Origin of the sequence: Aeoliella sp., from assembly GCF_965227375.1 — a bacterium.
Classification (GTDB): Bacteria; Planctomycetota; Planctomycetia; order Pirellulales; family Lacipirellulaceae; genus Aeoliella.
On record NZ_CBDDFX010000002.1, the window covers coordinates 4,015,718 to 4,041,206 of the forward strand.

The window sequence follows — 25,489 nt, forward strand, 5'->3', positions numbered from 1 at the left end:
TAGAAGCCGCCAGACTTCGGTCATCGGTTCGAGAATCACGCCTGCGGTGCTCCGTGCACCACCGGAAGTTTGTCGCGATGTTCGTTACGGACTTGCGAAAGCACGTGAACAAGGCATAAAACTACATTTCTGATTGTCGCGAGGAACCCACTACTTTGTCAATTAACTTTTCAAGTATTTGAGCAGGCCTCAATGCGATTGTATTCAAAGCGGAATCACCTGTCACGGAAAACGGATGCACGGTCTTCCGCACGTCGAGCCCCGGGCCGCCTACTCTTCGGGAGTCCGACCTACGCAAATCACCCTACTTTCTCGGTACATAAGGGCGCCACTATGCGATATCTCACCTGCCTCGCGATTCTCTCCGTTGCCACTTCCACCAGTTGGGCCGAGCCGGCTCGGCAACTAACGACCGCGGAGTATGTTAACCGAATGAAGGCCGGGTGGATTGGACAGATGGTTGGAGTCGGCTGGGGCTTCCCCACCGAGTTCAAGTTCAACGGCCGGATCATTCCCGCGGACCAGATGCCCAAGTGGGAGCCGGCCACGGTTAACCAGTTCCAACAGGACGACCTGTACGTCGAAATGACGTTCCTGGCCACACTCGAAGAGCACGGCCTCGACTGCTCGATCCGCCAGGCGGGGATCGACTTGGCGAATAGTCGCTATCCGCTGTGGCACGCCAACCGGTTTGGCCGCGAAAACCTGCGACGAGGCATCGCACCGCCCGCGTCGGGTCATCCGCAATTCACACAACACTCCGACGACATCGACTATCAGATCGAAGCCGACTACAGCGGCTTGATCGCGCCTGGAATGCCGCAAGTGGCGATCGATCTAGGCGACAAATTTGGCCGCCTGATGAACTACGGCGACGGTGTTTACGGGGGCCAATTCGTCGCCGGCATGTACTGCGAGGCATTCTTCGAACAGGACATTCATCGCATCATCGAAGCCGGTTTGGCCTGTATTCCCGCCGAAAGCCAGTATGCCGAGATGGTCCGCGACGTGGTCGCGTGGCACGCGGAAGACCCCGACGACTGGCAGGCCACGTGGCACAAGGTCGAAGCCAAGTATCACAACAACCCCGAATACAGCCACGGCCTATGCTGCGGTCATGGCGGTGAAGACCACTTCTCCATCGACGTGAAACTCAACGGCGCGTACATCCTGATTGGCATGCTGTACGGCGATCGCGATCCCGATCAGACCATTATCATTTCCACCCGTTGCGGCCAGGACTCCGATTGCAATCCGTCGAACGCGGCGGGCATCCTATTTACCACGATCGGATACGACAAACTGCCCGAGCGATTTACTTCGGCACTCGATACCCAGACGAAGTTCGCCCACACCAAGTACGACTTCCCCAAACTGTGCGAAGTGTGCGAGACGCTGGCCATTCAAGCGGTGGAGCAGTCGGGCGGAAAGGTCGAGGAGATCGGGGGCAAACGCACTATGGTGATCCCCCACCAACCCCCGAAACCCAGCAAGCTGGTGGCAAGCCGCCAGGCCGAACCGACCGAAAAGCTGCGTTTCACGGCAGAGGAGATGGCTCAGATTGAGGTCCGCGAGTAGCAGTGGACCCTCCAAATCGGCAGCGAGTGCCAAAAAGGCCCCGAATTCTGGTGATTCTGGTCTCCAGATGGTCTCCGGCCCCGGCGGCCTGGCAGGGGGGAATAGTTTGGCAGTCGTCGGCCGAGAGATTATGCTAACAGTAGTGCTGTTGGCGCATTCCCGTGCTGGGACTGCGCCGCGGCGCCAATCAACGGAACATCCCCATTTGCCCGCCCAACTCGCCCGCCGGAGCGAAACCCATGCTTTCCACGTTCAGCCGTTACGCCACTCTGCTCGCCCTGCTGTTGTTTGCGAGCAATGCTTCGTTTGCCGATAACGCTGCCGAGGAAGCCGCGGCTCCCGAGGCGAAAGAGAAGGCCGCTCAAGCGGGCGAAGTCCGCGACTTGTTCGAAGCGCGCGACGCCGGCGACATCGAGGTGAAGTTCATCGCCAAGAACGACCACCAGGGCCGCATCCTGATCACCAACAACAAGTTGCCCGAGGGCGTGAAGATTCGCATTCCCGACGCCTTTGTTGGCGATCCGGTATTGGCTCAGAATTTTGGTGGCGGTGGTGGCGGTAACTTCGGTGGCGGCGGTGGCCTCGGCGGTGGCGGTGGCAACCAAAGCGTCGGCGGCGGTGGTGGCGGCTTCGGCGGTGGCGGTGGCGGTGGCAACTTCGGTGGTGGCGGCGCGTTCAGCATTCCGCCCGATCGCGTGACCAAGATCGACGTCCCGCTGTTGTGCCTGGACCACGGCAAGAAAGACCCATCGAGCAGCAACACTTACGAATTGCGCCCCGTGAGCCCCGAGACCGACCGCCCAGAAGTGGTCGAACTGCTCAAGGCGTTCGGCAATGGCGACCTGCAACACAACGCCGCACAAGCTGCGGTGTGGCACCTGAACAACGATCTCACGTGGGAACAGTTGGCGGCCAAGCTCACCGGTACCCGCCGCAACATCAGCCGCTCGCCTTACTTCAGCCGCTTCGAGTTGGAAGCTGCCTACGCGTATGCCAACGAAGCAGTGCGCCGTGGCAAGTTGTCCCAAGAAGAAGCCAAGACCGAGTCGCCCGGCTACACCCAGAGCGAAGAAGCAGCGATCACCGAAGAGTAGCCAATCCGGTTACGCGGCTTCGAGAATTCCCTTCCGCAACTGCGTGAGCAATTGGCGAATCTCGGCGCGGTAGTCGTCGCGTTCCAGACGCCACTTGGCCTCGGTGGCCTCGTAGTGCATTTGCTGGCGATCGAGTTCTTGCTCGCGTGCGATGAGCCTGCCGGCTTGCTGTTCGATTTCCTGCTCGCGCCGCCGCTGCCATTCCTGGAATTGCGTTCGACGCGTCTCTAACTGCACGTGCTGCTCTGAAAGTTCGGCTCGGAACTGCTCCAACTCCTCCCGGCGTTCGCAAAGCTGCTGCGCCTGGTGCTCGTAATGGTCCGACAGCCGAGCACGTGTCTGCGCGATAGATCGCGTGAGCGCCGCTGGTGCCAGCGCACCGGTGAGTTGCGCCCAGGTTTCCTCGGTGGCGAGCCGCATCTCGAGCACCTCACGCTGCGAAGCTTCGAGCTCCAATCGCAAGACGGATAACGACTCCTCGCGTTGGTCGAGTTCGTTTTCGCGCTGATCCATTTGCTTCGTGCGACGCGTGGCCGTCTGAGTGAACGCTTCCTGGTCGGCCAGCAGTTTTTGCCGATCGGTGCGAATCTGCTCCAAAGCAGCGCGATGCTCGTCTTCCAACTCGCCGCGGCGTTTGGTGAGCTTCTGCGTGTCTTCCTTCAACAGTTGTTCGGCCTTGTCGAGATAGCGCGAGCGCGTGTCAAACTCGGCCGCCTGGCAGTCGAGCGCTTCCATCCGCTCCTGCGTTACGCCCAGTTTCTCGAACCGGGCGACGGCCGTCTCGATTTCGTGCCGCCGAAACGCCATTTGGGCTTCGCGGCTACGGAGTTCGGCGTCGCGAGTCTCCAGCTCTTCGGTCCGGCGGTGAAGCTTCGCGCGCCGCTCGTCGAGTTCCTGAATTTGCAGCACCAGGTCTTCCCGCTCGTCGGACATCGACTTGTGCCGCCGCTCGACCGACTGTTCGAACTCCTTGAGTTGCAGTTCGAGGGCTTCGAGCCGTTCGGTCTTCTGCTCGACCTCGATCGATCGCTGAGAGAGTTCCTCAATCTGCTGATAGAGGTCCGCCTGCCGCGTGTCGAGTTCGCGTTGCCGCTTCTCCACGGCTTGCTTTTCCTCTTCGCGCTGCGCGTTGTCTTCAGGCGCAGGGCGGGGCGACTCGAGTGCTTGTTCGCGGGCTTCCAGCTCCCGCTGTTGTTCTTCGATCCACAACCTTGCGTGGCGGACCTTGTTCTCGATCTCCGCTTCTTGCGCAGCGAGCATCGCGGCGCGACGATCGAGATCGGACTGCCGGCGCTGCAACTGTTCGGCAAGCTCTGCCGCGTGACGATCGACCGGCGGCGGAGCCGTTGTGGTGGCTGCAGGCGCTTCGCCCTGTGCGGCGGCCGAACTAGCAGCGACCGCTGCTGGAACAGGAGCACCTTCGTTGCGCGTAGGGCGTACCGCGTGCGGAGCATCGATCCGTGCGGTGATTTCGCTGCTGGGATTGTTGGGGGAGTCGCTCATGCGCCGAGTCCTTCCGCCGCAAAGTTTCGCTGATTGCGATGATCCGTATATTCCCCCTAGACTGCCATCGACCAGTCGGGTGTCCGGACTTTAGGGTCAAGATTAAAGAATGTTGGCAAACGAACAAAAAAACGAGGCCGCCCCCCAACACTGGTGACGGCCTCGTTTGAATACTGTTTGTTAACGCTCTCGATTTGCCAAGTGCTAGCAGAGACCCTTAAGCCTTGGCGGCGTCGATCGCCTGCTGCAGCTTTGCCTTGGGCTGCGGACCGACGAAGGTTTCGACTGGTTGACCATCCTTGAACACCATCAACGTGGGAATGCTGCTCACGCGGTACTGCTCGGCCAGGTTCTGCGAGTCGTCGATATTTAGCTTGGCGATCTTGGCTTGGCCTTCGTTGTCGCCAGCCAGTTCCTCCACCAAGGGAGCAATCATCCGGCACGGGCCGCACCAGGGAGCCCAGAAGTCGACCAGCACAGGCTCGCTGGCATTCAGCACTTCGGCTTCAAAATTCGTATTATCCAGTTCGAGAAGTGCCATGGTTTCTTGCTCCTATGCTCGCGGGGAAGGTGGGTGTATCAGTATTACGCCTGATGATTGCAATTGGTTCGCCGATGGGCGCTGCTGTCTTGCGCGGTTTGCGCAAAGTGTTACGTCGCCAGATTATAGCGCACACCCACACAGTGTCAACGCGGCGGAATTGTGACCGTTGCCAGCGTGTGGGTCATCCGCAATACTTCCTGCAGACGCTGCGAAAAACGACACCCTTCCAACCAGCGAGGTTCCCTCTAATGGCCCGAACTCCAAGCACCATGTTGCCACTGGGCACCGAAGCGCCCGATTTTTCGCTTCCTAACGTCGATGGCAGCACGGTCTCGCTGTCCGAACTCGCCGATGCGCCGGCGTTGGTGGTGGCTTTCACCTGCAACCACTGCCCGTTCGTAAAGCACATTGCCGACGAGTTTGCGGCTTTTGGCAACGAGTACACCGACAAGGGCGTGGCCGTGGTGGCCATCAGTTCGAACGACGTGGAAAACTACCCCGACGACTCGCCAGAGAAGATGGCCGCCGAAGCCCAGGCGCGGGGCTTCAAGTTCCCCTACCTGTACGACGCCACGCAGGACGTGGCCAAGGCCTACGCGGCGGCCTGCACGCCCGACTTCTACGTGTTCGACAAGGACCGCCAACTGGTCTACCGCGGCCAGTTCGACAGCAGCCGGCCCGAGAGCGGCATCCCCGTCACTGGCGAGGATCTGCGGGCGGCGGTCGATGCGGTGCTAGCAGGCAACACGCCCAGCGAGCTGCAGAGCCCCAGCATCGGCTGCAACATCAAGTGGAAGCCAGGCTCCGCGCCGAGCTACTTTGGCTGAGATCTAGTCAAGCCGAGCGGGTTTGCCGTTTACAGGATTGCCGCAGGCTTCTAATCTTCGCGCGAACGATTCTCGCCCGAAAGATCGGAGGCTTACCATGCTGCGCGCCATCGCCATCCTGCTGCTCGCCATTGCCACGTCGCCCGCCTGGGGCGTCGACTTTCGCATCGAAACCAAGATCTTCCGGGGCGACGAAGAGACACCGATCACGCAGAACACCACGCTGTTCCAAAACGGTGCGATCTACGATTTTGTAGAGAGTACCGGCCGCGTGGCCATCTATCGCGACAAACAGGGCGATACGCCAGCGCGGTTCGTGTTGATCGATCCGGCTCGGAGTCTGAAGACCGAGATCTCCATTGAGCGATTGGACACCGCCATCAAGAAGCTTTGCACCTGGTCGCGGGCGCAGCAAGATCCGCTGCTGAAGTTCGCCGCCGACCCGGACTTTCTTCAGACGTTCGATGAGGAGGCGGGTATCCTGACCCTTGAAAGCGATCCGATGACCTACCGTCTGGCCACGGTGCCGGTGAAAAAGGCCGCGGCGTGGAAAGACCTGCGGAACTACTTCAACGGCTACGCCAAGCTGAACTGCATCCTGGCTTCGAGCATGCCCCCGATGCCCCGCCTGGCGGTGAACGAGGCCTTGGAAAAACGCAACGTGGTGCCGGTGGAGGTGAACCTGAAGATCGCTGGCGACGATGGCCAGAAGCTGCGCGCCGAACACTTGTTTACCTGGATGCTCTCCAAAGAAGACCGTGCCCGCATCACCCTGGTAGGCCAACAGATCGTCAACTTCCGCGACGTCTCGAACAGAGAATACCGCGGCGAGTCGGTGGCTGCGAAGTGACTCCCTGACTACAGAGGTCACGGAGGTGAAATTCGACGCGGATCAGCGCGGATTTTGGCGGATCGTCGCGGAGACAGTGGTGAGCTCCAATCGGCAACGATCGCCGCTTTATAGGCCCGTCGTTTACGGCGGGTGAATCGTTGGTAACCTGGGGCCGAAGGCGGTCTCGGTCACATTCCGGATGGTGGACCACGTACAGCTCGACCGCCGCTAGGTGATGCACGACCCAACCCGGCGTAAACGCCGGGCCTAACATCCGCGACTAACAGTCGCGACTTGGTAGTTCGCGTGACCCCTTCTAATTGCGCACCAACTCGTGAAACGCGCTGGTGAGCCGCTTGGTCACGGGGCCCGGTTTGCCGTCGCCGATGGGGCGGCTGTCGAGCTTCACTACCGGCACCACTTCGGCGGCGCTACCAGTGAGGAAGCACTCGTCGGCCACGTAGATGTCGTGCTTGGTGAGCACTTGTTCGGCCAGCGGGATGTTGAGCTCCACCGCCAGGTCCATCACCGCTTCGCGCGTGACGCCTGCCAGGATGCCCGCATCGAGCGGCGGGGTGAGCAGTCGGCCGTCTTTGACAATGAAAATGTTATCGCCAGTGCACTCGGCTACTTCGCCCTTGTGGTTGAGCATTAACGCTTCGACGCATCCGCCCTGCAGGCCTTCGATCTTGGCGAGGATGTTGTTCAGGTAGTTGAGCGACTTGACTCGTGGGCTGAGCGCGGCCGGATGGTTGCGAATCACGCTCACCGTGATGATCTCCAGCCCGTTGTCGTAAAACTCTTTTGGGTAGAGCGTAATCGTGTCGGCGATGATGATTACCTGCGGATTGCTGCAGCGATTGGGGTCGAGCCCCAGCGTACCAGAGCCACGGGTCACCACCGCCCGCACGTAGCCGTCGGAAAGGCCATTCTTGGTCACAGTCTCATTGATGGCGTCGGCCATCTCGTCGTGGGTCATCGGAATCTCGAGCCAGATCGCCCTCGCCGATTCGTACAGCCGCTGGATGTGCTCGCCGAGTCGAAAGACCTTGCCCGAGTAGATCCGCAGTCCTTCGAACACGCCGTCGCCGTACAACAGACCATGATCAAAGACGCTAATCTTCGCGTCTTCGGGAGAGAAGAATTTGCCGCCGATGTAGATTTGTTTTGCCATGAAGTTAGCGACGCACGACGCGCCGAAAGGGTTCATCAAGTTACACAAACTGGCCGGGCCGCTGCAAACGAACGCTGCGCAAACCCGGGATTCTCACTTGAATTAGTCTAGGTTATCCGCCAGCCGCGGGTGTTCTAGATTGTGGCCTAGATTGGGCCGCTGGAGAAGGTGGGTTCTTGGCCCATTCTGGGACAGAACACCTCGAACTGGGTGCCTGGGGACGAGCTCCGCGAGCCCCCAGTTGGAGAAGTGCTGGGGGCTCGTTGCACTCGACCCCAGGCACCCTTCGGGTCATAGCAGCAACAGTACGAGCATCAGAGCCACCAATCCTCCTACGATGGCAACGTCGGCGCGGTTGATTGCCCAGAAGTTTTTAATCCGTGGCTTGGACCTCGGATCCGGCTTCGATTCTGGGGAAGCGAAGGGGTTCATGGCTATGGTCCCGCAACGGAATGAATTTCGTTCTACGCGCTAGGCCGCAGCGCTGTCGTCGGCCTTTTCGGGCACCTTCTCCAGCAGTTCTAACAGCACGTTGTCGGGGTCGATGCTTTCGGCTTCGGCCTCGAAGTTCAGGATCACGCGATGCCGCAGCGCGGGGAGTACCACGCGGCGGATGTCGTCGAAGCTCACGTTGTACCGGCCGCCCAGCAGTGCTCGCACTTTGGAAGCCAGGGCGATGGTTTGCGCGGCGCGGGGGCTAGCGCCCCAGCGTAGATACTGGTTGGTGACCGGCGGGGCGAACTCGCCTTCGGGGTGCGTGGCGAGCACCAGCCGGCAGATGTAGTCCTGCACGTGCGGGGCGATGATCACCTCGCGCACCAACTGCTGCCACTGCACGATCTCGCGGCCATCCATCACCTTTTCCGGCGTGATCACTTCGCCGCGGGTGGTGCGATCAAGAATCGTGTTCAGCTCCGCCCGGCCGGAGTAGCCAACCATCAACTTGAAGAAGAAGCGGTCGAGCTGCGCTTCGGGCAGCGGATAAGTGCCTTCCTGTTCGAGCGGGTTCTGCGTGGCCATCACAAAGAACGGTGCGTCGAGCTTGTAGTGATTGCCGCCAGCGGTAACGGCCTTCTCCTGCATCGCTTCGAGCATAGCCGACTGCGTCTTCGGCGTCGCGCGGTTGATTTCGTCGGCCAGGCAAATCTGCGTGAACACCGGTCCCCGCTGAAACTCGAATCGCCGCCGCCCGTCGGGGTCTTCGACAATCATGTTCGTGCCAAGGATGTCGGCCGGCATCAGGTCGGGCGTGAACTGAATGCGCGAGAAGTCGAGGCTCAGTGTCTCGGCCAACGTTCGCACCAGCAGCGTCTTACCCAGACCCGGCACACCTTCGAGCAGGCAGTGGCCGCCCACGAACAAGCACGTCAGCACGCCGTGCACAATGTCGTCGTGTCCCACAATCACGCGGGCGATCTGGTCGTGTACAGCCTGGTAACGCGTGGCAAACTCTTGGGCACGCTTTTCAATCGATTCGGCGAGACTCATATGCGAAGGCTAGGGGCTGGGGTCTGAGGAATGGGAACTTTCGATTTGGGGCCGCTCGCAAACTTCGGCGGCAACGAAGCTGACCAATAGGCTAATTGGACATTGGTCATTCGTAATTGGTCATTAGTCTACTGTTTGTCTTTCCAAACATCTTTCTTGGCTTTCAGCAGCCGCGAGGTATAGCTTTCTTCTTCCTTCTCGCCTTCGCCCACCTTGGGGGCGGGGGCTTGTTTAGGTCGCTCGGCCGCCGGGCTGTCCATGGCTTCCAGTGGCGAAGGCTCGTCGGTGGGCTCGACTTCGTCTGGCGCTTCGAAGCGAGTTTCGGCGCGGCGCGATTCGTACTGTTTCTGGACTTCGGCTTTGCGGCTTTGCAAGCGGCTCATCGTGGCGGGCACGGCGGCTTCGCGTTCGCGGCCCAGAAGCTTTTCGTCGATATACGCCCACATGGGCTTGAGCCACTCGAACCCAATTTGCACCCGGCGGATGAACACGTCGCCGAAGAACAGCGTCGAGGCCAGCACCACCATCCACGGCCAGATGCTTTGCGTCGACACGGCCGGTGGCATGTCGCGGCGGTAGGGATCGAAGTTCAATAGGTTAGGCAGTGTCGTGGGATCGCCGGTCAGCATGGTGTTCTGCTCGCCCCCCACCAAGACGCCCGGCTTGCCTTTGTTCGGTTCGAGGCCCGCCATCGTTTCCAACAGCGGCAGGTTGGTCTCGCGATCGCGGAACTCTTCGCTGTAGCCGACGTTCACACCGGTGCGAATCATCCCCTGGTCGCCGCCGGGAAGGACCGACAGCATATAACTGCCGGGCAGCATCGAGTCGAACTCGCCGACATAGCGGCCCGGCGCTTTTTGCTCGATCACCAGCGGAACGGACTCCATATCGGGTCCGACCACCGTGGCGTTCATCGATGGCACGTTGATGAAGTTCTCGTCTTTATCCAACGCGTCGATGATCACGCGCGTCTTGCCATCCTCGGTGGTGGTAACGACGCTGAAATTGCCCGTGTCGCCGGTGGGCCGCATCGACCAGCGAATCATCTGGCTGAAGAACTGATCGTAGCGATCCCAACCATCCCAGGCCTTGGCCAGTTGCCGACCCCCGTCGGTGGTGAACACGACCGATTTGCCCAAACCATACGGCCAGGCGGCCAATAAGGTGCTGTTAGCCTCGACCGCAGGTTGGGGCGAGCGCAAGATCACTTCCACCAGCGCGCTGTCTTTCAACGTCGTCAGCACCAAGCCATCGATTGGCGGAAACTCCTCTGGGCCGATGCCGCTGACGATCTCATGCTGCGCGGTCAGGATGGGGCGTTGAGGCGGTTCGAGGTCTTTGACCAGCGGCCGCGCCACGCGGCGGGCTTCGCGCTGGTAGATGCGCGGCAGGGCGCGGGCGTTGCGGACTTTGTAGTACTTGCCGCCGGTGGCCTGGGCGATGTCGCGCATGGTCTTGGTGCCCACGGTGCCATGCGCGCCGACGGCCACGGTGGTGATCTTGACCTGCATCTTCTTGTACTGATTGATCACCTGCCGGCTGGGAGGCGAAGGATCGCCGTCGGAGATGATGATCATGTGCTTCACGGCCGGCTTGTTGGTCTGCTGGTCAAGACGGGCGAAGCTGTTGGCCACCTTCTTCATGGCGCCTTCGAATGCTGGCATGTCGCCGACGCTCATCGTGTCGACCCGTGCGAGCATCATGTTGCGATTGTCTCCCACAGTGAGCATGCCACCCTGCGATTGTCCCCACAGCCACTGGTCGCTCATATTCCACTGGATCATGCCACAATAATCGCGATCGCCGAGCACCTTGATGGCCTCGATGGCGATGCGCTTTTGCCAGTAGTTGCCTTGCGACATTTCGCTGGCGTGCATCATCAAGGCCAGCGCACCGACCGGCACCACCTTGGCGCTTTTGATCTGGAAGTCGACCGGCATGGCTTTTTCCAACTCGGTGTTGGCCCAGCCGCCGGCGCCGAAGCTGTTCCGGCCGCCGATCATCACCAGCCCGCAACCGAGTTCCTCGGTGTTGCGGACCAGCATGGCGATCTGAGCGTCGGTGAAGTTAGCGCCGGTGCCGTCGTCTTCAAAGTCGCCGCCGCTGCTGCTGCGTGGCACGTTGGCCAGTACCACGGTGTCGTAACGCTGCAAGTCGGCCAGTGTGCTGAAGAGTTGATTGCTGGGCATCAACGTGACTTCCAGGCCGCTGGTCCGCAGGCGGTCGACTAGATAATCGAACTGGCCGGGCTCGGCCCAATCTTCAATCACCAGCACGTGCCCCTTGCCACGAACGTGTGTGAACGCGGTGGCCACGTTATTCTGCGCGGTGCCGTCGCTCGCCGGATCGGCGGGAAAGAACTGTGCCTCGTAGGTATAGAAATCGGGCCGCTCGATTGTCTCATTTACCACCAGGCGCGTCTTGCCGGGGGGCAATTCCACGGGGCCTTCGGTTAACGTCTCCTGGAAGTCGCCTGTCTTACGAACGATCTTCAACGTGCCTGGCAGCGGCGGCGCGCCTTCGGGTGCGTCGTGATTCAGCACCACACGCAGGTCGAACGGCTGCCCTTGCCGAACATCGCTCGCCAGCGTGACCTTCTCGACCGACGCTTCGCTGCGTATTGGCAGATCGACCGGCAGCACGTCGATGCTGATCCCGGCATCGGCCAGCGCGCGAGCTTCGCTCAACGCGTCGCCCAGATTCTCGTTGCCGTCGGTCACGACCACGATGCGCCGCGCGGTCTCCTCGGGGAACAACGCCCGGGCGCGCTGCAGCGCGCTTTCGAGATTGGTGTACTGCGGATCGAGCAGGCTGGTGAGCTTCGATAGATCGACAAAATACTCTAGCGGCGGAGTCTCCACCTCGGCGTCGCGTCCGAACACGATCACGCCAACGCGATCGTTCTTCTCGGAGCGAAGGTGTTCGTTCACCGATTCATTGACGAACTCCATCATCAACTCGCGCCGATCCTCCGGAATGCTCATCGATTGATCGAGTAAGTAGATGACCGTCATCGCATCGTTCTTCTTGCGATACTGGATGTCGGCCAGAGCAAACACCAACAGCGCGAAGACCAAAGTACGCAGCGCAATGGCCGTAAGCCGCCGCCAATGCCCCAAGCCCGCAAGACTGCGATAGCTGGTCAGCCAGATCACCGGCAGCAAGAGCAGCAGCAACAGGTACCACGGACTGTCGAAGGCAAAAGGCATTGGTGGAGGAGTCGGGTATTAGGTATTCGGGGTCAGAAGAAGTGCTGTGTCATTTCTAAAGGAGTCTAGAATCCTCAGCCGCTTAGACTCCTTCGAACTGACAGTGGTTCCTTGCTTCTAGATGCTAAATCTCTGCACGCGATGATTATAGGTATCCAACACAATGGTTTTTCGCTTTGAATCCTGAACGATGGCCCAAGGGTTATGCAGTTGTCCGGGTTGGCGGCCCTGGCTACCCCAAGTGGCCAGCGACTCGCCTTCGGTAGTGAACTTCTGGACGCGGCTGTTTCCATATTCGCACACCAGCACGTGGTCTTGCGAGTCGATCCACATACAATAGGGATACGACAGTTGTCCCGGTTCGATTCCCTCCTCGCCCCATTCAAAAAGTTGCTCGCCGTTGGTGTCGAACACCTGCAGGCGGTGATTGCCGGCATCGCACACCCAGATGCGATCCTGGGCGTCGACCCACATGTTCTGTGGGCGGAGAAAGTGCCCCGCCTCGTTTCCATGAGTGCCCCATTGTAGGACAAAACTGCCGTCGGGGGCGAATTTTTGAATTCGGTCGTGCTGGCCGTACTCCGAAACGTACAGATTGCCAGCCGAGTCGCGCACAATGTCGGTGGTCCAACCTAACTGCCCGGGACCGTCGCCTTCCTCGCCGAAACTCTCCTCCTCCAGCAGTTTTCCGTCGGGTGTGTAGACCAAGACGCGAAAATAGTGGGTATCCGCCACGTACAGCTTGCCATCGATAAACGACATGCCGGTCGGGCGGCCATCCTTGCTTTTGGGAGTTCTCCAACCGCGGAGAAACTTGCCATCGCGGTCGAACACCTGGATGCGGGCGGTGATGTCGACCAGGTAAATTAGGTCGTCCGGGTCGATACACATCGCCCGAGGCTTCTGCAGTTGCCCGGGCTTGAGTCCCCGCTCGCCCCAGACTTTTTCGGGACGTGGGCTGCCCGACGCCGAGGAAAAACAGCCTGCCGCCGGCCCCAGGGTAGCGGCCGCCAGAGCGCCACGCAGCATCGTCCGCCGACTGATTCGGTGGTCTGCGGCGTCGGAGGGTATGGACAACTTGCGATTCACTCTATTGATTACAACCGCTGGACGTGGTGCTTGGCAACAGTTAACCGCATTTTTCGCGCCGCCGCAGCGAGGTTCTCGCGGTTGCCCCCGTTGGTTTCGGGCTCTATAACTTGGGATGCTTTACCCAGTTGCCCCCGTTTTCTCCTCGCTATGCCGCCGCTCCGCATCGACGTTCACCGCACCGACGATCTGCGTGATGTGGTCCACCGCGCGGTTCAAGCGTTGGTGGAAGGTAAATTGGTAGCCTTTCCCACTGAAACCGTGTACGGCGTGGCGGCCAGTGCTTGCAATGCGGCCGCGGTCGATCGACTGCTGACGGCCAAGAATCGCAATCCGGGGGCCCCGTTCGCCCTGGCCATCAAAAGCGCTGCCGAAGCCCAGGACTACGCCCCCGACATGGGCCCCCTGGCCTGGCGACTGGCGCGGCGGTGCTGGCCCGGCCCAGTTACGCTGGTGCTGGACTGCGACCCCGAGCGGGGACTCACCGGACAACTGGCCGAGAGCGTCCGGCAGGTCGTCTGCCCCGAGGGCACCGTAGGCCTGCGGGTGCCTGCCAACCAACTGTTGCTGGACGTATTGTGTATGATCAATGGTCCGTTGGCGCTCACCAGCGCCAATCGATCGGGCCAGGCCGATGCAGTGAATGCGGACGAAGTGATCGAGGCCATCGGCGAGCAAATCGACCTGGTGCTGGACGACGGCCCAGCCAGGTATGGACGACCGAGCACCGTGGTGCGGGTGTCGGGCAATGAACTGAAAATACTACGCGAGGGCGTCGTGGGCGCAGCAACATTGGAACGACTAGGCAGGTACATGGTAGTGATGGTCTGCACCGGCAACACCTGCCGCAGTCCGATGGCGGAAGCCATGTTGCGCAAAGCCCTGTCGGAGGAACTGGGCCTGTCGGACGACGAGATGGATCAAAAAGGCGTGCAAGTGCTGTCGGCCGGCTTGGCCGCCGCGCCTGGCGCCCCGCCCAGCCCCGAAGCCGTGACGCTGATGCACGAACATGGTGTCGGCATCGAGGAGCACCGCAGCCAGCCGCTGACCGATCAGCTGCTCCGCCACGCCGACCTGGTACTGACGATGACCCGCGGCCACCTGCACGCCATCGTCCAGTCGAGCCCCGAATGGGCCACTAAGACCGCCCCGCTGATGCCTGAGGGCGACGACGTGGCCGATCCGATCGGGGGCCCCCTGGAGGTGTACCGCACGTGTGCCTCGCAGATTGCTGACGGAGTGGCCTATCACGCGAAGCGAATCGCCGAAACGTTCCGAAAATCGGAAGGCCCGGAGAGTTAGGGCAACACGGCCCGATTGGTGGCAAACCGTCCAGATAGCATGATTGCCCCCTCATAACACCTTTTCGCTCGTTCTGCTATAATCGGGGGGCTAAGTAGCCCGGTCGGACGTCCGCTGGGCGTCTGCCCCACTTGGCGTTGTCAGAGGACCCGACCGAATGCGTATATCTGTTGCGAGCGACCACCGAGGATTCCAAATCAAGGAGCAGATCTGCCAACTGCTTCGCGAAAAGGGGCACGAAGTGGACGACGCAGGGACCTGCGGGCCGGAGAGCGTCGATTATCCCGACTTTGCGGCCATCGTGGCCAAAAAGATCAGTGACCACACGGCCGACCGGGGCATTCTGATCTGCGGCACCGGCATCGGCATGGCCATCGCCGCCAACAAGTTCGCCGGCGTCCGCGCAGCGCCCTGCACCGACGAGGTAACCGCCGAGATCAGCCGTCGACACAACGACCTGAACGTCCTGTGTTTGTCGGCCGACCTGATCTCGCCTCGCACCGTGGAACGCATGATCGAGACCTGGATCAACACCGATTTCGAAGGGGGTCGCCACCTCCGTCGAATCGAGAAGATCAGCGCTCTGGAGAAGTGCGAACACGAGAAGTAGCGTTTCACGAGCCCGCCAGCGCGGCAAACCTCAGGCGACCTAGCCCCCGGCGAATGGCACCGCGATGTCCTCTGCCTCCCAACTTCGCCAAGACGCCCTGCGTATCTGGCGAGCCGGCGTCGAGGCAGTGCTGCCCGATAAGCTCCTCGAGCGCGAGGTGAGCGTTGCCGGCGGTGTGCTCAGCATCGGCGATTGGGAAGCGCCGCTGGACTCGATCGGTCGAATTGCCGTGGTGGGCGGAGGGAAAGCCGGCGCGGCGATGGTGCGTGGACTCGAAACGGCACTCGGCCCCGAAGTCATTGCCAATCATCAGGTGGGCGGCTGGGTGAACGTGCCGGCCGGCACCGTCGAACCGACCATCGCCGTGCACCTGCACGCTGGCCGCCCCACTGGCGTGAACGAACCGCGGCCCGAAGGTGTCGAGGGCACGCGCCAGATTCTGCGCGAAGTTTCCACACTTGCACCCGGCGACCTGTGCATTTGCTTGCTCTCAGGCGGCGGTTCGGCCCTGCTGCCGGCGCCGGCGGCAGGTATTTCGCTCGAAGTGAAAGCCGCCATTACGCGACTGCTTTCCGCCTCGGGCGCGACGATCGACCAACTAAACTGCGTCCGCCGGCAACTCAGCGACATCAAGGGCGGCGGACTCGCCAGGGCGTGTACTGCGGGTACGCTACTGACACTGGTGGTGTCGGACGTGCTGGGCGATCCGTTGGACACGATTGCCTCGGGTCCGACCTACCCGTGCCACGAAGGGCCGCAGCATGCGCTCCAAGTGCTGCGCGAACTCAACATTGCCGAGCACTCCGACGCACAGCCGGTTGTCGAATTCCTGCAGCGGCGAATCGAAGCAGGCGATGGGCCAAAGCCAGAGCCCTCGTGTCAGGTGGAGCACCTGGTGCTGGCGAACAACGCCACGGCGGTCGACGCGGCAGGCATCGAGGCCGAGCGACTGGGCTACAACCACGCTATGTTGTGTGCAACCGAGTCGGAAGGCCCGGCCGAGGACGTTGGGCGCCATTTGGCCGAGATGGCCATTACCATGCGCGACCAGCCTGGGCCCAATTGTCTAATCACCGGCGGCGAGCCAACCGTCACGCTCGCCCCGCCCGAACGGCGTGGCAAAGGTGGTCGCAATCAGCAGTTGGTGCTGGCCGCTATCGAAGAACTGGAGGACTGCCACCGCGTGGCGCTGCTCTCCGGCGGCACCGATGGCGAGGACGGGCCTACCGACGCAGCCGGTGCGTTGGTGGATGCCGACGTGGTGGCAGCCGCCGAGCAGCAGGGACTGAGCCCGGCCGACTACCTCGCGCGCAACGACGCGTACCACTTCTTCGAGCCGCTCGACGCCCTGGTGATCACCGGCCCCACCGGCACCAACGTGTGCGATATCCGCGTGGTGGTCGTCGACCAGGTTTGCTAGTCGTGATCGTGGGCATCCGGCACTTCAGCGCCGCACTGCTCGCCGACCAGTTCCACCTCAATGGTCACGTGATCGAATTGCTGCGACTTGAGCAATTCGTGCACCTGTTGTTTGGCGGCTACGATCTCCTCTCGGCCGGTGCCCGCCTGCATCACCAAGTGGGTTGAAAACACGTGACGCTCACCGTCGAGGGTCCAGGTGTGCGTGTGGTGCGTAGCGATTACTCCCGGAATCTCAGCGAACAACTCATCGAGCGCCCTGGCGTCGAACTCAGACGGTGCGTGCTGGAGAAACACCAAGGCAACCTGATAGAGATTCCGCGCGACGTTCCACAAAACGAAGCAGGCGATGCCAATCGCCAGCAGTGGGTCGATCAGGTAATTGTCGGTCACCATCATGACGGCGCTGCCAATCAATACGGCGATCCATCCCAGCGTGTCTTCCAGCAAGTGCCAACTGGCGACCTTCTCGTTCAGCGAAGTGCCGCCACTCAAGAGCCAAGCCGCACCGCCGTTCATCGCAATGCCAAGTATGGCCAAGCCCAGCATGCCGGGTGCGTACACGGGTTGCGGATTTTGCAGTCGACCGGCGGCACCCCAAACCACGACAATCAAGCCAATCAGCAACACCACCCCGGTGGTGAGCGCGCCCAGACTCGAGAAGCGGCGATAGCCGTAGGTGAACCGCGCATCGGCCTGGCGCGCCGAAAGGCGCTGCAAGTACCACGCGATGCCCAGTGACAGCCCGTCTCCAGCGTCGTGCAGCGCATCGGTAAGGATCGCCACGCTATTGGTCCACAGTCCGCCAGCAATCTCGATCAGCACGAAGGCCAAATTCACCAGGAAAGCAACCGCCAGGTTGCGTGCTGCATGCTGGTGAGAATGGGCCATTTAGTTTGTGGCGGGTTGCTAGGCAAGCTCGTGGACACTCGGTTTCCTGCAGAAAATAGCGAACGGATAGAATCTCTTCTAGTGGTCGCCGACGTGCGCTCCCTGTCCAAACAACCGACACGAGTGCCTAGCCAATCGACACCTCGGTGTCGCAAATGAGGAGTATCGCCCGCAAAATGCAGGGTTTCTGCCTACATCGCCCACGCTGGCCTGGCAGTTGCACGGTGTTTCTCGTTTCCCACCCACTCCCTGGAGGATCGTCGAAGATGAAGCGCAGTCCGTCTGCCTGCTGGTTTTGCACCGCCGCCACATTGATTGCCACCTCGGTGGCACACGCTCAAGACACCCAGACCGCACCGAAACTCGACGAGGTAGTGCAAAGCGGTCTCGCCTACCTGCGCGACACGGGCCAAGGAGAAAATGGCATGCTCTCGCCCCGCGCCGGCTCGGGCATCACGTCGCTGGCCGTGACTGCTGCGCTGCGGCACGGCTGCGGGCTCGACGATCCGCTGGTGGCCCGTGGGCTCAAGGCGCTCGAGGGCGTGGTGCAGGCCGACGGCGGCATCTACGCCAGCGATCGTTTGCGGAACTACGAGACCTGCGTCGCCATCATGTGTTTCGCCGAGGCTAACAAAGTGGCCGGCGACGGGCGATACGACGAGACGCTGAAGAACGCCGAGAATTTCGTCCGCGGGCTGCAAATCGGCTCCGATGGCGAGGTGGGCGAAGACGACGAGCACTACGGCGGCGTTGGCTACAGCGGCAAGGAACGCCCTGACCTGTCGAACACCGCTTACCTACTCGAGGCGCTGCACTCGCTCGACGCATCGGCCGACGATCCCACGGTGCAGCGGGCGCTCGTGTTCGTGTCGCGGTGCCAGAACCTCGACACCAAGTTCAACGACACGCCGTTCGCCGGCAAAGTGAACGACGGCGGCTTCTACTACGTGATTCCGACCGAGAACGTCGACCCGACCACCTCCGAACGTTACACGGAAAACGGCGGTTTGAAGAGCTACGGCTCGATGACGTACTCGGGATTCAAAAGCCTCATTTACGCCGGCCTCTCGAAGGACGATCCGCGGGCCAAGGCCGCTATGGGGTGGATTGCGAAGCACTACGACCTGGAGCAGAACCCCGGGCAGGGAACCGCTGGACTGTTCTACTACTACCACACATTCGGCAGCGGGCTGGCGGCCAGCGGCTCGCCGCTCGTCGAAACCGCCGATGGCCACGAGCACAAGTGGCAAGAGGATTTGCTAGCCCAACTGGCGAGCACCCAGAAAGAAGACGGATCGTGGGTGAACACCAATCGCCAGTGGTTCGAAAACGACCCCAACCTGTGCACGGCGTTCGCTCTGATGGCGCTGTCCTACTGCGATGACCAGTTCCAAAACGGTGAATGAGCCGCGCGCAGCCGTGCAGCGGATTGCCAGTGCGCTGTGCACCGCCGCCTGGCTGGCGAACCTTGCGCTGCTGGTCGGCGTGGCATGGTGGATCGCCAGCGACGCCGCCTCGCTGCGCACGCTCGAAGCTGCCTGGCGATCGGCGTCTTCGTCGAGAAGCAGCGTGCTACCGCAACTGCCCGACTCGACCAGCATGCAGTTACTGGCCGCCGGAGTCATGGGAACCGGCCTGATGATGCTGGCCAGCGTTCTGGTAGGTCCCCGTTCGTTTCGCACGGTCCGCTCCTGGCTGCTGCTGGTGGCGGTGATCGCCATGTGGACGTCGCTCGGCATCGCCCGTGGCGACCTGTACTGGCTGGGACAACAGCACCGCCTTGCGAGCGAACTGCCGGCGCTCAACCAACTGGTCGACCATCTGCGAACCGACTGGCCTGAGGACGAAACGGGCACCGAAGTGCTCGGGCCGTACCTGGCTTACCCTAAGCCGAACCCCACCACATTGCTGCTGGCCACTAACGCACCGCTGGCAGGAAGCAAGCTCACCATTTCGGCAGTGGAGCGCTCTCCCGCGGGCTCTATTTGCCTCGAGCTGGCCCAGGAAGAAAGCCCTGCGTGGATCGAGTGGCGACCAGCTCGCGACGACCCAAGCTCGTTCATCAGCGGGCTGGAAACTCGATACGAAGTGGACGAGTTTGCCGAGATCGCACCGCACTGGTTTCTCGTGCGGTATGAGGTTGTTCGTTAAGAACTGAGCAATGAAAAAGGCCGCGAAGCCTAGCACTTCGCGGCCTTTGTGTTGTTAGTTTTTACAGCGGGAATCAGTCCCACCACCATTGGCCATCGGCCAGTCCGGTGGGGGCAAGCTTCTCGTGCTGGGCGGCAACTTCGCCGTTCTCGTCGGACAGCAGTGCGTCGGACTCGAGTGCCTTGGTGGGCCGCATCTCGACGCCGCCACCGATGGGGGTCATCAGCGTGCGTCCCTTCCAAATGGCGTTCACCGCAGTGGCAACTTGCTCGGGAGCGTTGAAAACCTCGACGGGGAACTTCTCTTCACTGGCAAATACGTCCGGTGTCCAGCCGACCACGCCGTAGAGGTCGCGTTGCTGCATGAACGCGGCCGCCACGGCCATGTCGATGCAATTGCGAAGCTGGGCGTACACTGGCGACTTCTCGGCCAGTTCGGGGTAAACCTTGGTGAAGGCGCTGGTGTAGTGCTGGCTGGCGCGATTCACCGAACCCGATATTTGCCGGCCGCCCTGCTGGTTGATCAGTTCGTTCTCGCCGATGAGCTTCACGCCTTGGCCAACGATCTGCATCGACATCGAGTCTTCGGCCACGCGAACGCACTCGTAATCAGGCACGAAGTACCAGCGTTCCAGGGCGTTGCGCGACACAGTGGCCGGGTTCGCCCGATCGACGTAGCTCTTCAGTCGCACGGGCGGCTTCTCCAGGTTGATGCCCATGAGCTTCATCCGGTAATCGGCTTCCACCATCACTTGGGCGAAGTGGGTTGTCGCGGGAATGCCGCCGACGGTGATCACTTGCAGGCCCATTGCTTCTTGCAACTTGTCGACGATGATTTGAGTCTGGTTGGGAGTTGCCGAGCGGCCGAACTGCCTCAAGAAGTTCTGCATCCGCTCGAGGCCTTCGGTCGTGGGATCGATCGAGCAATACAGCGTGGGCGACTTGCCGTTGCCCTCGGGTGGGAAGGCACGTAGTGCGGTGACCACGTCTTGCAGTTCCACCACGGGTCGGCCGGTGGCGATGCCACGCATGCGGCCAGCGAGATCTTCAGCCCACGGTTCGGCCGGGCCAGCGATCACAATGTCGCCCGTCTCGGGATAGCAGAACACGTACTCAATGCGAGTGAGCCCTGCGAGATTCTTCATCACATTATCGGGTCCGCTGCCGGCCGCGATCTTCTCGGCAATGGCTTTCTCCAGCCGGGTGAGCGAAACCTTGCGCATCTCGCTGATTTGTCCGAGGTTGCCCTCCAGACCGGCCAGCGCGTTTTGAATGCGAGCCTTGGTCAACTCGCCGGTAGGATCGTTCACGAAGTTGCGCTCGAGCACACCGTCGGCGTCGACCATCACACCGCCAGCACGGGCGCCCTGCTGGCCACCAACGCCGCCGCCGCCAAAGCCACCGCCGCCGAGGCCGCCGCCACCAAAGCCGCCGCCGCCGAAGCCACCACCGCCACCTCCAAAACCGCCACCGCCGCCGCCGAAGCCGCCACCAAATTGGGCGCTGGCGGGCAGGCCGATCGTCGTGGCCAATGCCAGTAGGAGTGCGACGAATGTGTTACGCACGAGTTGTCGGGAGATTCTCAAGTCCATTGCGGGACCTCTATGGTCGTGGTGGGTGCCTTCTTCGGTTCACGGTGGGCAAACGCGGACGAGACCGCCAACGGCTCGAGGTGCGGAAACACCTTGGGCGGTGCGGCGGCAAGTTGCCCTAACCTGATGGTAGTCGGGCGCTTTGGGCAAAGCAAGCAAACCGCCGCACAATGCTTCTATTCTGGGCCTCTATCCTCGTTCGCCCCGCAGCGGCCCAAATCTTCCGCACCACCTCTTCGGCCCCCCCTGCGGGTCGCTGGGCCTCAGAATCGACAGGATCGCTACCAGCCGGCCCTGATGTTGCAAAATGTCACCAGGGGCTGTCGGAAAACGGCATCACAGTCCTCGTCAGGCGGCATATTTTAACACGCCGACCTCCGTCTGGCGGCCTCCCCCAAACCTCCCATGCTCCAGCCGATCCCTCCAATTCGTCTGCTGCCGCTTGCCGCGCTCGCCCTGGCGACGCTGGTGCTGAGTGGCTGCGCGTCGAATCGGGTGCCACGGATCGACCCCACCGGCCAGAGCTTGCTGCTGTGGCCGGGCGAGCCGACCCCCGTGCTCACTACCTCTCCCCAAGCGGCTGCCCCCACGCTGCCGCCCGGCGCCACGGCCGCGCTGCCGCCGACACCGTCGAACGTTGTCGCGCCGCCGGTGTACACCGATCCGTTCCTGCCAGGTGGCCCCAACACCACAGCAAGCACCGACTGGCTCGGCCGCCCGGTGGTGGTTGGTCCGCCGGTGGCCAGCAGCACCGGTCAACCGGTCGCCGGAGCGGTGGCCATGCCAAGCGTGCCGGGCGAGGCGCTGTCGATCACTCCGTCGAGAATTCTCGCTCCGGTGGGCAGCGAAGTGATCCTAATCGGCGGCGTCTGCGCCGAGAACGGTCACTTGCGAACCAACGAACGCATCGAGTGGATGCTCGACCGAGCGGGCACCGGCCAGATTGTCACGGTGGGCGGCCGCGGCGAGTTGGACATGTTCCGCATGCCGCAAAACATGCCGCGCAAGATCGATAACTTCTTCGCGATCGGTGCAACCTCGCCCTACCGGGATTGCCTCGACCGAGGCACGCCCGATCCGAACGACGATGTTCAGATTCGCCGCGGCGACGCGTGGATCACCATTTCGTCGCCGGCCGAGGGAACCAGCTACGTCACCGCCTATGCACCGAACGTGCCGAACTGGGCGGGGCGGACCGCGCGGGCCACCGTTTACTGGATCGACGCGCAGTGGGCATTCCCGCCATCGGTGACGCTGGCGCCGGGGCAGAGTCATACGCTCACCACCACGGTCAGCCGCCAGAGCGATGGCGCGCCGATCGCCGGGTGGATCGTGAAGTACACCGTGGTGGGAAATGCCGCGGGATTGGGGTACGAAGGCGGGCAGACCTGCGAGCGGCCGACCGACGGGCAGGGTCGGGCCAGTGTGGAGATCACTCCTACCGACGATCGCCCCGGGGTGACGAATGTCCAAATCGAGATTGTCCGCCCCGAGCAAGCCGGCGTGGCCGCCAGTCCGCGAGTCACCCTGGCCACCGGCGCGGCGAGCATTTCCTGGGCCGACGGTGGCATCAGCGGCACCCCCCTGCCCTCGACTACCCCGCCGGCGCTGGAACCAACGCCGGTTTCGCCCGGCGCCGGCGATTGGGTTCAGCCCACCCCGCCAACAACGCCGGAACCGACACCAGAACCAACCCCCGCGGAGGGTCGCGCGGATTTGAGCCTCGAAGTCACCCAGATTTCGCCAGGCCCATTCCAAGTGGGCGACACGGTTGAATACTTGGTCACGATCAACAACCTGGGCACCGCAACCGCGCGAAACGTGCAGATCCGCGACGACTTCGATGTCGGTCTCACCCACGCCATCGCTCCGCCGGGACAGCAGTACATTGTCGGAGACGATACATTCGATGTGGAACCCGGCCCCGATAACAAGGTCGAAGTTCCACTCTCGTTCGAGATACAAGGTGCAGGACGGCTTTCGCACAACGTGACCATCACTTCCTCCAACGCCGAAGAGCGCTTTAGTCGGTCGTTCCTGAATGTCGAAGGAGGCGGTGGATTGGGGGGCGGTTTGGGCGGCGTTGGCGCCGAGCCACAGTTGCAGGTCACACTGCGAGGCCCCGATCGCCGCACCGTGGGCGAAAGCGCCGATTTCATCGCCGTGCTGAGCAACACTGGCAGCGTGCCGGCCAATAATGTGGTGATCGACATGTCGTTCGACCCGCAACTGAAGATCCTCAGCGCCAGCGAAGGACGCGAAGACCTGCGACAGAACGCAGAAAGCACAGCACAACTGCGATGGCGTGCTACGCGTCTCGACCCGGGGCAAAAAATCGAAGTCCAAGTCTCCTGCCAATGCACCGCAGCCGCGGCCAGCACGTGCGGGGAAGTGGAAGTAACCGCCGACGGACTTACCCAGTTGATATACGACCGAAAGTGTCTGGAAGTACGCTCGCAACTCACCGCTCCCCCGCTCGATGGCGGAGTGGGCGGCGCTACTCCCCCGGCGGCCGCCCAACTGTTCAACATTAGCATCCTTGAGAACGCCAACCCGACGCGGGTCGGCGCACGCTCTACCATTCAGGTTTCGGTGACCAACGTTTCGCAGCGACCGCAGCGGAACGTGCGGGTGCGAATTCTCGTTCCGCCCGTCCTGCGAGGCGATTACGCCCTTATCCCTTCGTCGCATACCGAACCGTGGGGAGAGCAAGTCGGGACTGGTCTGTTGATCGACCCGATTCCGGAACTCGCTGCGGGAGCCTCGTACCGTGTGGCCATCCCCGTCGACGCGATTGCTCAGGGTACCGGCAAGGTGTTCGTCGGCGTGATGTCGGACGAGAAACCGACCGAAGGGCAGGAAGAAACGGCCAATCGCGACGTCCAAGTCCAGTAGTTCTGCAGGCTGTGGGCAGCCAGCGGCGCCCCAGGTAGGCTGTGGGGATGACCACTCGCTTTGTTTTGCTTCGTCACGAGGTGCCCGCCGACTATCCGCGCGGCGATCATTGGGATCTGCTGCTCGAACGCGGCGAGATGTGCTGGACCTGGGCGCTCGATAAACTGCCCGGTCGGCTTTCATCCGACGCCGGGCCCGACGAAGTCGACGCGGTGCGGCTCAACGACCACCGCAAGCACTACCTGCAGTACGAAGGACCGGTGAGTGAGAACCGCGGCAGCGTACAACGAGTGCTCGAAGGCGTCTGCGAGTGGCTGGAAATCGCCGACGATCGAATCGAGGTGCGGCTCGTGCACAGCGGAAATGGCTGCGCGGTACAACTACAACACATCAGTGACGACCACTGGATTCTTGCAACCCAATAGCCGTCGACCTCGACGGAATGTGCACGCTACTTGCCCAGCGGCGCATCGGCACTCGAAGTCTCCGCCACTCCCACTTCGACATCCACTTCTTCGGTGCGTCCGGAGAGGAACAACTCTCCCTCCGAAAGCTCGATTGCTTCCAGCGTGCGATGCTGGGTGATTTCGTGGTCCCACAATTCGCGATCGACGATCATCACCGTGTTCGCACCGTTGCGACTCCAGCGAATTGGCAGCCGCGCGCGTCGCACTGCAATTTGCAGGCGGTCGACGATGTCCTTGGTCGGCACCGGCAACATGCCCGCCAATACCTGTTGCAACTCGATCGCCAAGTCGCCGTCTTCGGTAACGTACGGCTCGACCAGCACGCTCACCACCGTGTCGACCCCCGCCACGTCGGAACGGGCGGCCAGGATCAGTTGTTCGGGCGTGATCGCCACGCGCGGGTCGCGAATCTCTTGCGGCAGCAGTTCGGGAAATGACTCGGGCAGCTTGTAGGCCAACCAGCCATTGACTTCGTCGGCCGAAACCACGGTGCGCCAATCGCCTTCGTGCTCTAGGTCGCTAGAGAGCGTGGTGAATCGGCTTTCCAACTGCCGGCTGCCTTCTTCGAGCACCTCGGGAGGTTGCTCCAGGGCCACCGCGTAATAAGGCTGGCTACTGGTGACTGCCAAGTACATGCTTCCCGCGCCCAGAAGAAGAACCGTCACCACGGCCAGTAGGACCAGCAGAATTACGCGTTTGATCATACGGTTGCCTGCCTTGGTGCGGGGTCGGGCGTCTGGGTCGAATGGTAGGATGGCGGGCCGCGCCGGTCAACGCAAACACGATTTCCACATTCCCCCGAAATTGCCTGGTCGCGCGCAGCGA

At 61.8% G+C, this 25,489-nt stretch carries 20 protein-coding genes; 11 read left to right on the forward strand and 9 right to left on the reverse strand.

Annotated features, from left to right (window positions below; all coding sequences use genetic code 11):
* Positions 1-333: 333 nt before the first annotated feature.
* Positions 334-1,578 (forward strand): ADP-ribosylglycohydrolase family protein, encoded by a 1,245-nt coding sequence (locus ACQK2L_RS28715; protein ID WP_425400487.1) that lies wholly within the window; start codon positions 334-336, stop codon positions 1,576-1,578.
* A gap of 239 nt (positions 1,579-1,817) precedes the next feature.
* Complete coding sequence (locus ACQK2L_RS28720) at positions 1,818-2,672, forward strand: hypothetical protein (RefSeq protein ID WP_425400488.1); 855 nt, start codon at positions 1,818-1,820, stop codon at positions 2,670-2,672.
* 9 nt (positions 2,673-2,681) lie between these two features.
* Here the strand turns inward: ACQK2L_RS28720 and ACQK2L_RS28725 are convergent, their stop codons facing one another.
* Positions 2,682-4,175, reverse strand: a complete 1,494-nt coding sequence (locus ACQK2L_RS28725; protein ID WP_425400489.1) for a hypothetical protein — start codon at positions 4,173-4,175, stop codon at positions 2,682-2,684.
* Positions 4,176-4,392: 217 nt separating this feature from the next.
* A complete protein-coding gene (gene trxA / locus ACQK2L_RS28730; RefSeq protein WP_425400490.1) occupies positions 4,393-4,716 on the reverse strand; it encodes a thioredoxin in 324 nt (107 codons plus the stop codon).
* 251 nt (positions 4,717-4,967) lie between these two features.
* Here trxA and ACQK2L_RS28735 point away from each other — a divergent pair, with 251 nt between their 5' ends.
* Both ACQK2L_RS28735 and ACQK2L_RS28740 read left to right on the forward strand, forming a co-directional pair.
* The gene (locus ACQK2L_RS28735; RefSeq protein ID WP_425400491.1) at positions 4,968-5,546 is read left to right on the forward strand and encodes a thioredoxin family protein; all 579 of its coding nucleotides are present in this window, start codon (positions 4,968-4,970) and stop codon (positions 5,544-5,546) included.
* A gap of 97 nt (positions 5,547-5,643) precedes the next feature.
* The gene (locus ACQK2L_RS28740) at positions 5,644-6,396 is read left to right on the forward strand and encodes a hypothetical protein (protein WP_425400492.1); all 753 of its coding nucleotides are present in this window, start codon (positions 5,644-5,646) and stop codon (positions 6,394-6,396) included.
* A gap of 298 nt (positions 6,397-6,694) precedes the next feature.
* Here the strand turns inward: ACQK2L_RS28740 and ilvE are convergent, their stop codons facing one another.
* The 4 genes from ilvE to ACQK2L_RS28760 all read right to left on the reverse strand — a co-directional run bounded on the left by ilvE (position 6,695) and on the right by ACQK2L_RS28760 (position 13,326).
* The gene (gene ilvE, locus ACQK2L_RS28745; protein ID WP_425400493.1) at positions 6,695-7,552 is read right to left on the reverse strand and encodes a branched-chain-amino-acid transaminase; all 858 of its coding nucleotides are present in this window, start codon (positions 7,550-7,552) and stop codon (positions 6,695-6,697) included.
* A gap of 471 nt (positions 7,553-8,023) precedes the next feature.
* The gene (locus tag ACQK2L_RS28750) at positions 8,024-9,040 is read right to left on the reverse strand and encodes an AAA family ATPase (RefSeq protein WP_425400494.1); all 1,017 of its coding nucleotides are present in this window, start codon (positions 9,038-9,040) and stop codon (positions 8,024-8,026) included.
* 128 nt (positions 9,041-9,168) lie between these two features.
* On the reverse strand, positions 9,169-12,249 hold the full coding sequence (locus tag ACQK2L_RS28755) for a VWA domain-containing protein (RefSeq protein WP_425400495.1): 3,081 nt from the start codon (positions 12,247-12,249) through the stop codon (positions 9,169-9,171).
* A 117-nt stretch (positions 12,250-12,366) separates the two neighbouring features.
* Complete coding sequence (locus tag ACQK2L_RS28760; RefSeq protein ID WP_425400496.1) at positions 12,367-13,326, reverse strand: hypothetical protein; 960 nt, start codon at positions 13,324-13,326, stop codon at positions 12,367-12,369.
* A 162-nt stretch (positions 13,327-13,488) separates the two neighbouring features.
* Between ACQK2L_RS28760 and ACQK2L_RS28765 the strand changes: the two genes are divergently transcribed.
* The 3 genes from ACQK2L_RS28765 to ACQK2L_RS28775 all read left to right on the forward strand — a co-directional run bounded on the left by ACQK2L_RS28765 (position 13,489) and on the right by ACQK2L_RS28775 (position 16,670).
* Positions 13,489-14,640: an L-threonylcarbamoyladenylate synthase gene (locus ACQK2L_RS28765; protein ID WP_425400497.1), complete on the forward strand. Its 1,152-nt coding sequence runs from the start codon at positions 13,489-13,491 to the stop codon at positions 14,638-14,640.
* 157 nt (positions 14,641-14,797) lie between these two features.
* Positions 14,798-15,250, forward strand: coding sequence for a ribose 5-phosphate isomerase B (gene rpiB / locus ACQK2L_RS28770; RefSeq protein WP_425400498.1), 453 nt, complete (start codon positions 14,798-14,800; stop codon positions 15,248-15,250).
* 64 nt (positions 15,251-15,314) lie between these two features.
* Entirely contained in the window at positions 15,315-16,670 is a 1,356-nt protein-coding gene (locus tag ACQK2L_RS28775; RefSeq protein ID WP_425400499.1) for a glycerate kinase type-2 family protein, read from the forward strand.
* Here ACQK2L_RS28775 and ACQK2L_RS28780 read toward each other — a convergent pair.
* Positions 16,667-17,560 carry a cation diffusion facilitator family transporter gene (locus ACQK2L_RS28780; RefSeq protein ID WP_425400500.1) on the reverse strand — a complete coding sequence of 298 codons (894 nt, stop codon included), beginning with the start codon at positions 17,558-17,560 and terminating at the stop codon, positions 16,667-16,669. The genes ACQK2L_RS28775 and ACQK2L_RS28780 overlap by 4 nt on opposite strands.
* A 266-nt stretch (positions 17,561-17,826) precedes the next feature.
* Here ACQK2L_RS28780 and ACQK2L_RS28785 point away from each other — a divergent pair, with 266 nt between their 5' ends.
* Positions 17,827-18,966, forward strand: coding sequence for a prenyltransferase/squalene oxidase repeat-containing protein (locus ACQK2L_RS28785; RefSeq protein ID WP_425400501.1), 1,140 nt, complete (start codon positions 17,827-17,829; stop codon positions 18,964-18,966).
* Positions 18,941-19,711: a hypothetical protein gene (locus ACQK2L_RS28790; RefSeq protein ID WP_425400502.1), complete on the forward strand. Its 771-nt coding sequence runs from the start codon at positions 18,941-18,943 to the stop codon at positions 19,709-19,711. The genes ACQK2L_RS28785 and ACQK2L_RS28790 overlap by 26 nt, the downstream gene beginning before the upstream one ends.
* A gap of 73 nt (positions 19,712-19,784) precedes the next feature.
* Here the strand turns inward: ACQK2L_RS28790 and ACQK2L_RS28795 are convergent, their stop codons facing one another.
* Complete coding sequence (locus ACQK2L_RS28795; protein ID WP_425400503.1) at positions 19,785-21,302, reverse strand: DUF1598 domain-containing protein; 1,518 nt, start codon at positions 21,300-21,302, stop codon at positions 19,785-19,787.
* 405 nt (positions 21,303-21,707) lie between these two features.
* Here ACQK2L_RS28795 and ACQK2L_RS28800 point away from each other — a divergent pair, with 405 nt between their 5' ends.
* Complete coding sequence (locus tag ACQK2L_RS28800) at positions 21,708-24,197, forward strand: hypothetical protein (protein WP_425400504.1); 2,490 nt, start codon at positions 21,708-21,710, stop codon at positions 24,195-24,197.
* 47 nt (positions 24,198-24,244) lie between these two features.
* On the forward strand, positions 24,245-24,622 hold the full coding sequence (locus ACQK2L_RS28805) for a hypothetical protein (RefSeq protein WP_425400505.1): 378 nt from the start codon (positions 24,245-24,247) through the stop codon (positions 24,620-24,622).
* A 26-nt stretch (positions 24,623-24,648) separates the two neighbouring features.
* Here the strand turns inward: ACQK2L_RS28805 and ACQK2L_RS28810 are convergent, their stop codons facing one another.
* Positions 24,649-25,368 carry a hypothetical protein gene (locus ACQK2L_RS28810; protein WP_425400506.1) on the reverse strand — a complete coding sequence of 240 codons (720 nt, stop codon included), beginning with the start codon at positions 25,366-25,368 and terminating at the stop codon, positions 24,649-24,651.
* Between the last annotated feature and the right edge of the window lie 121 nt (positions 25,369-25,489).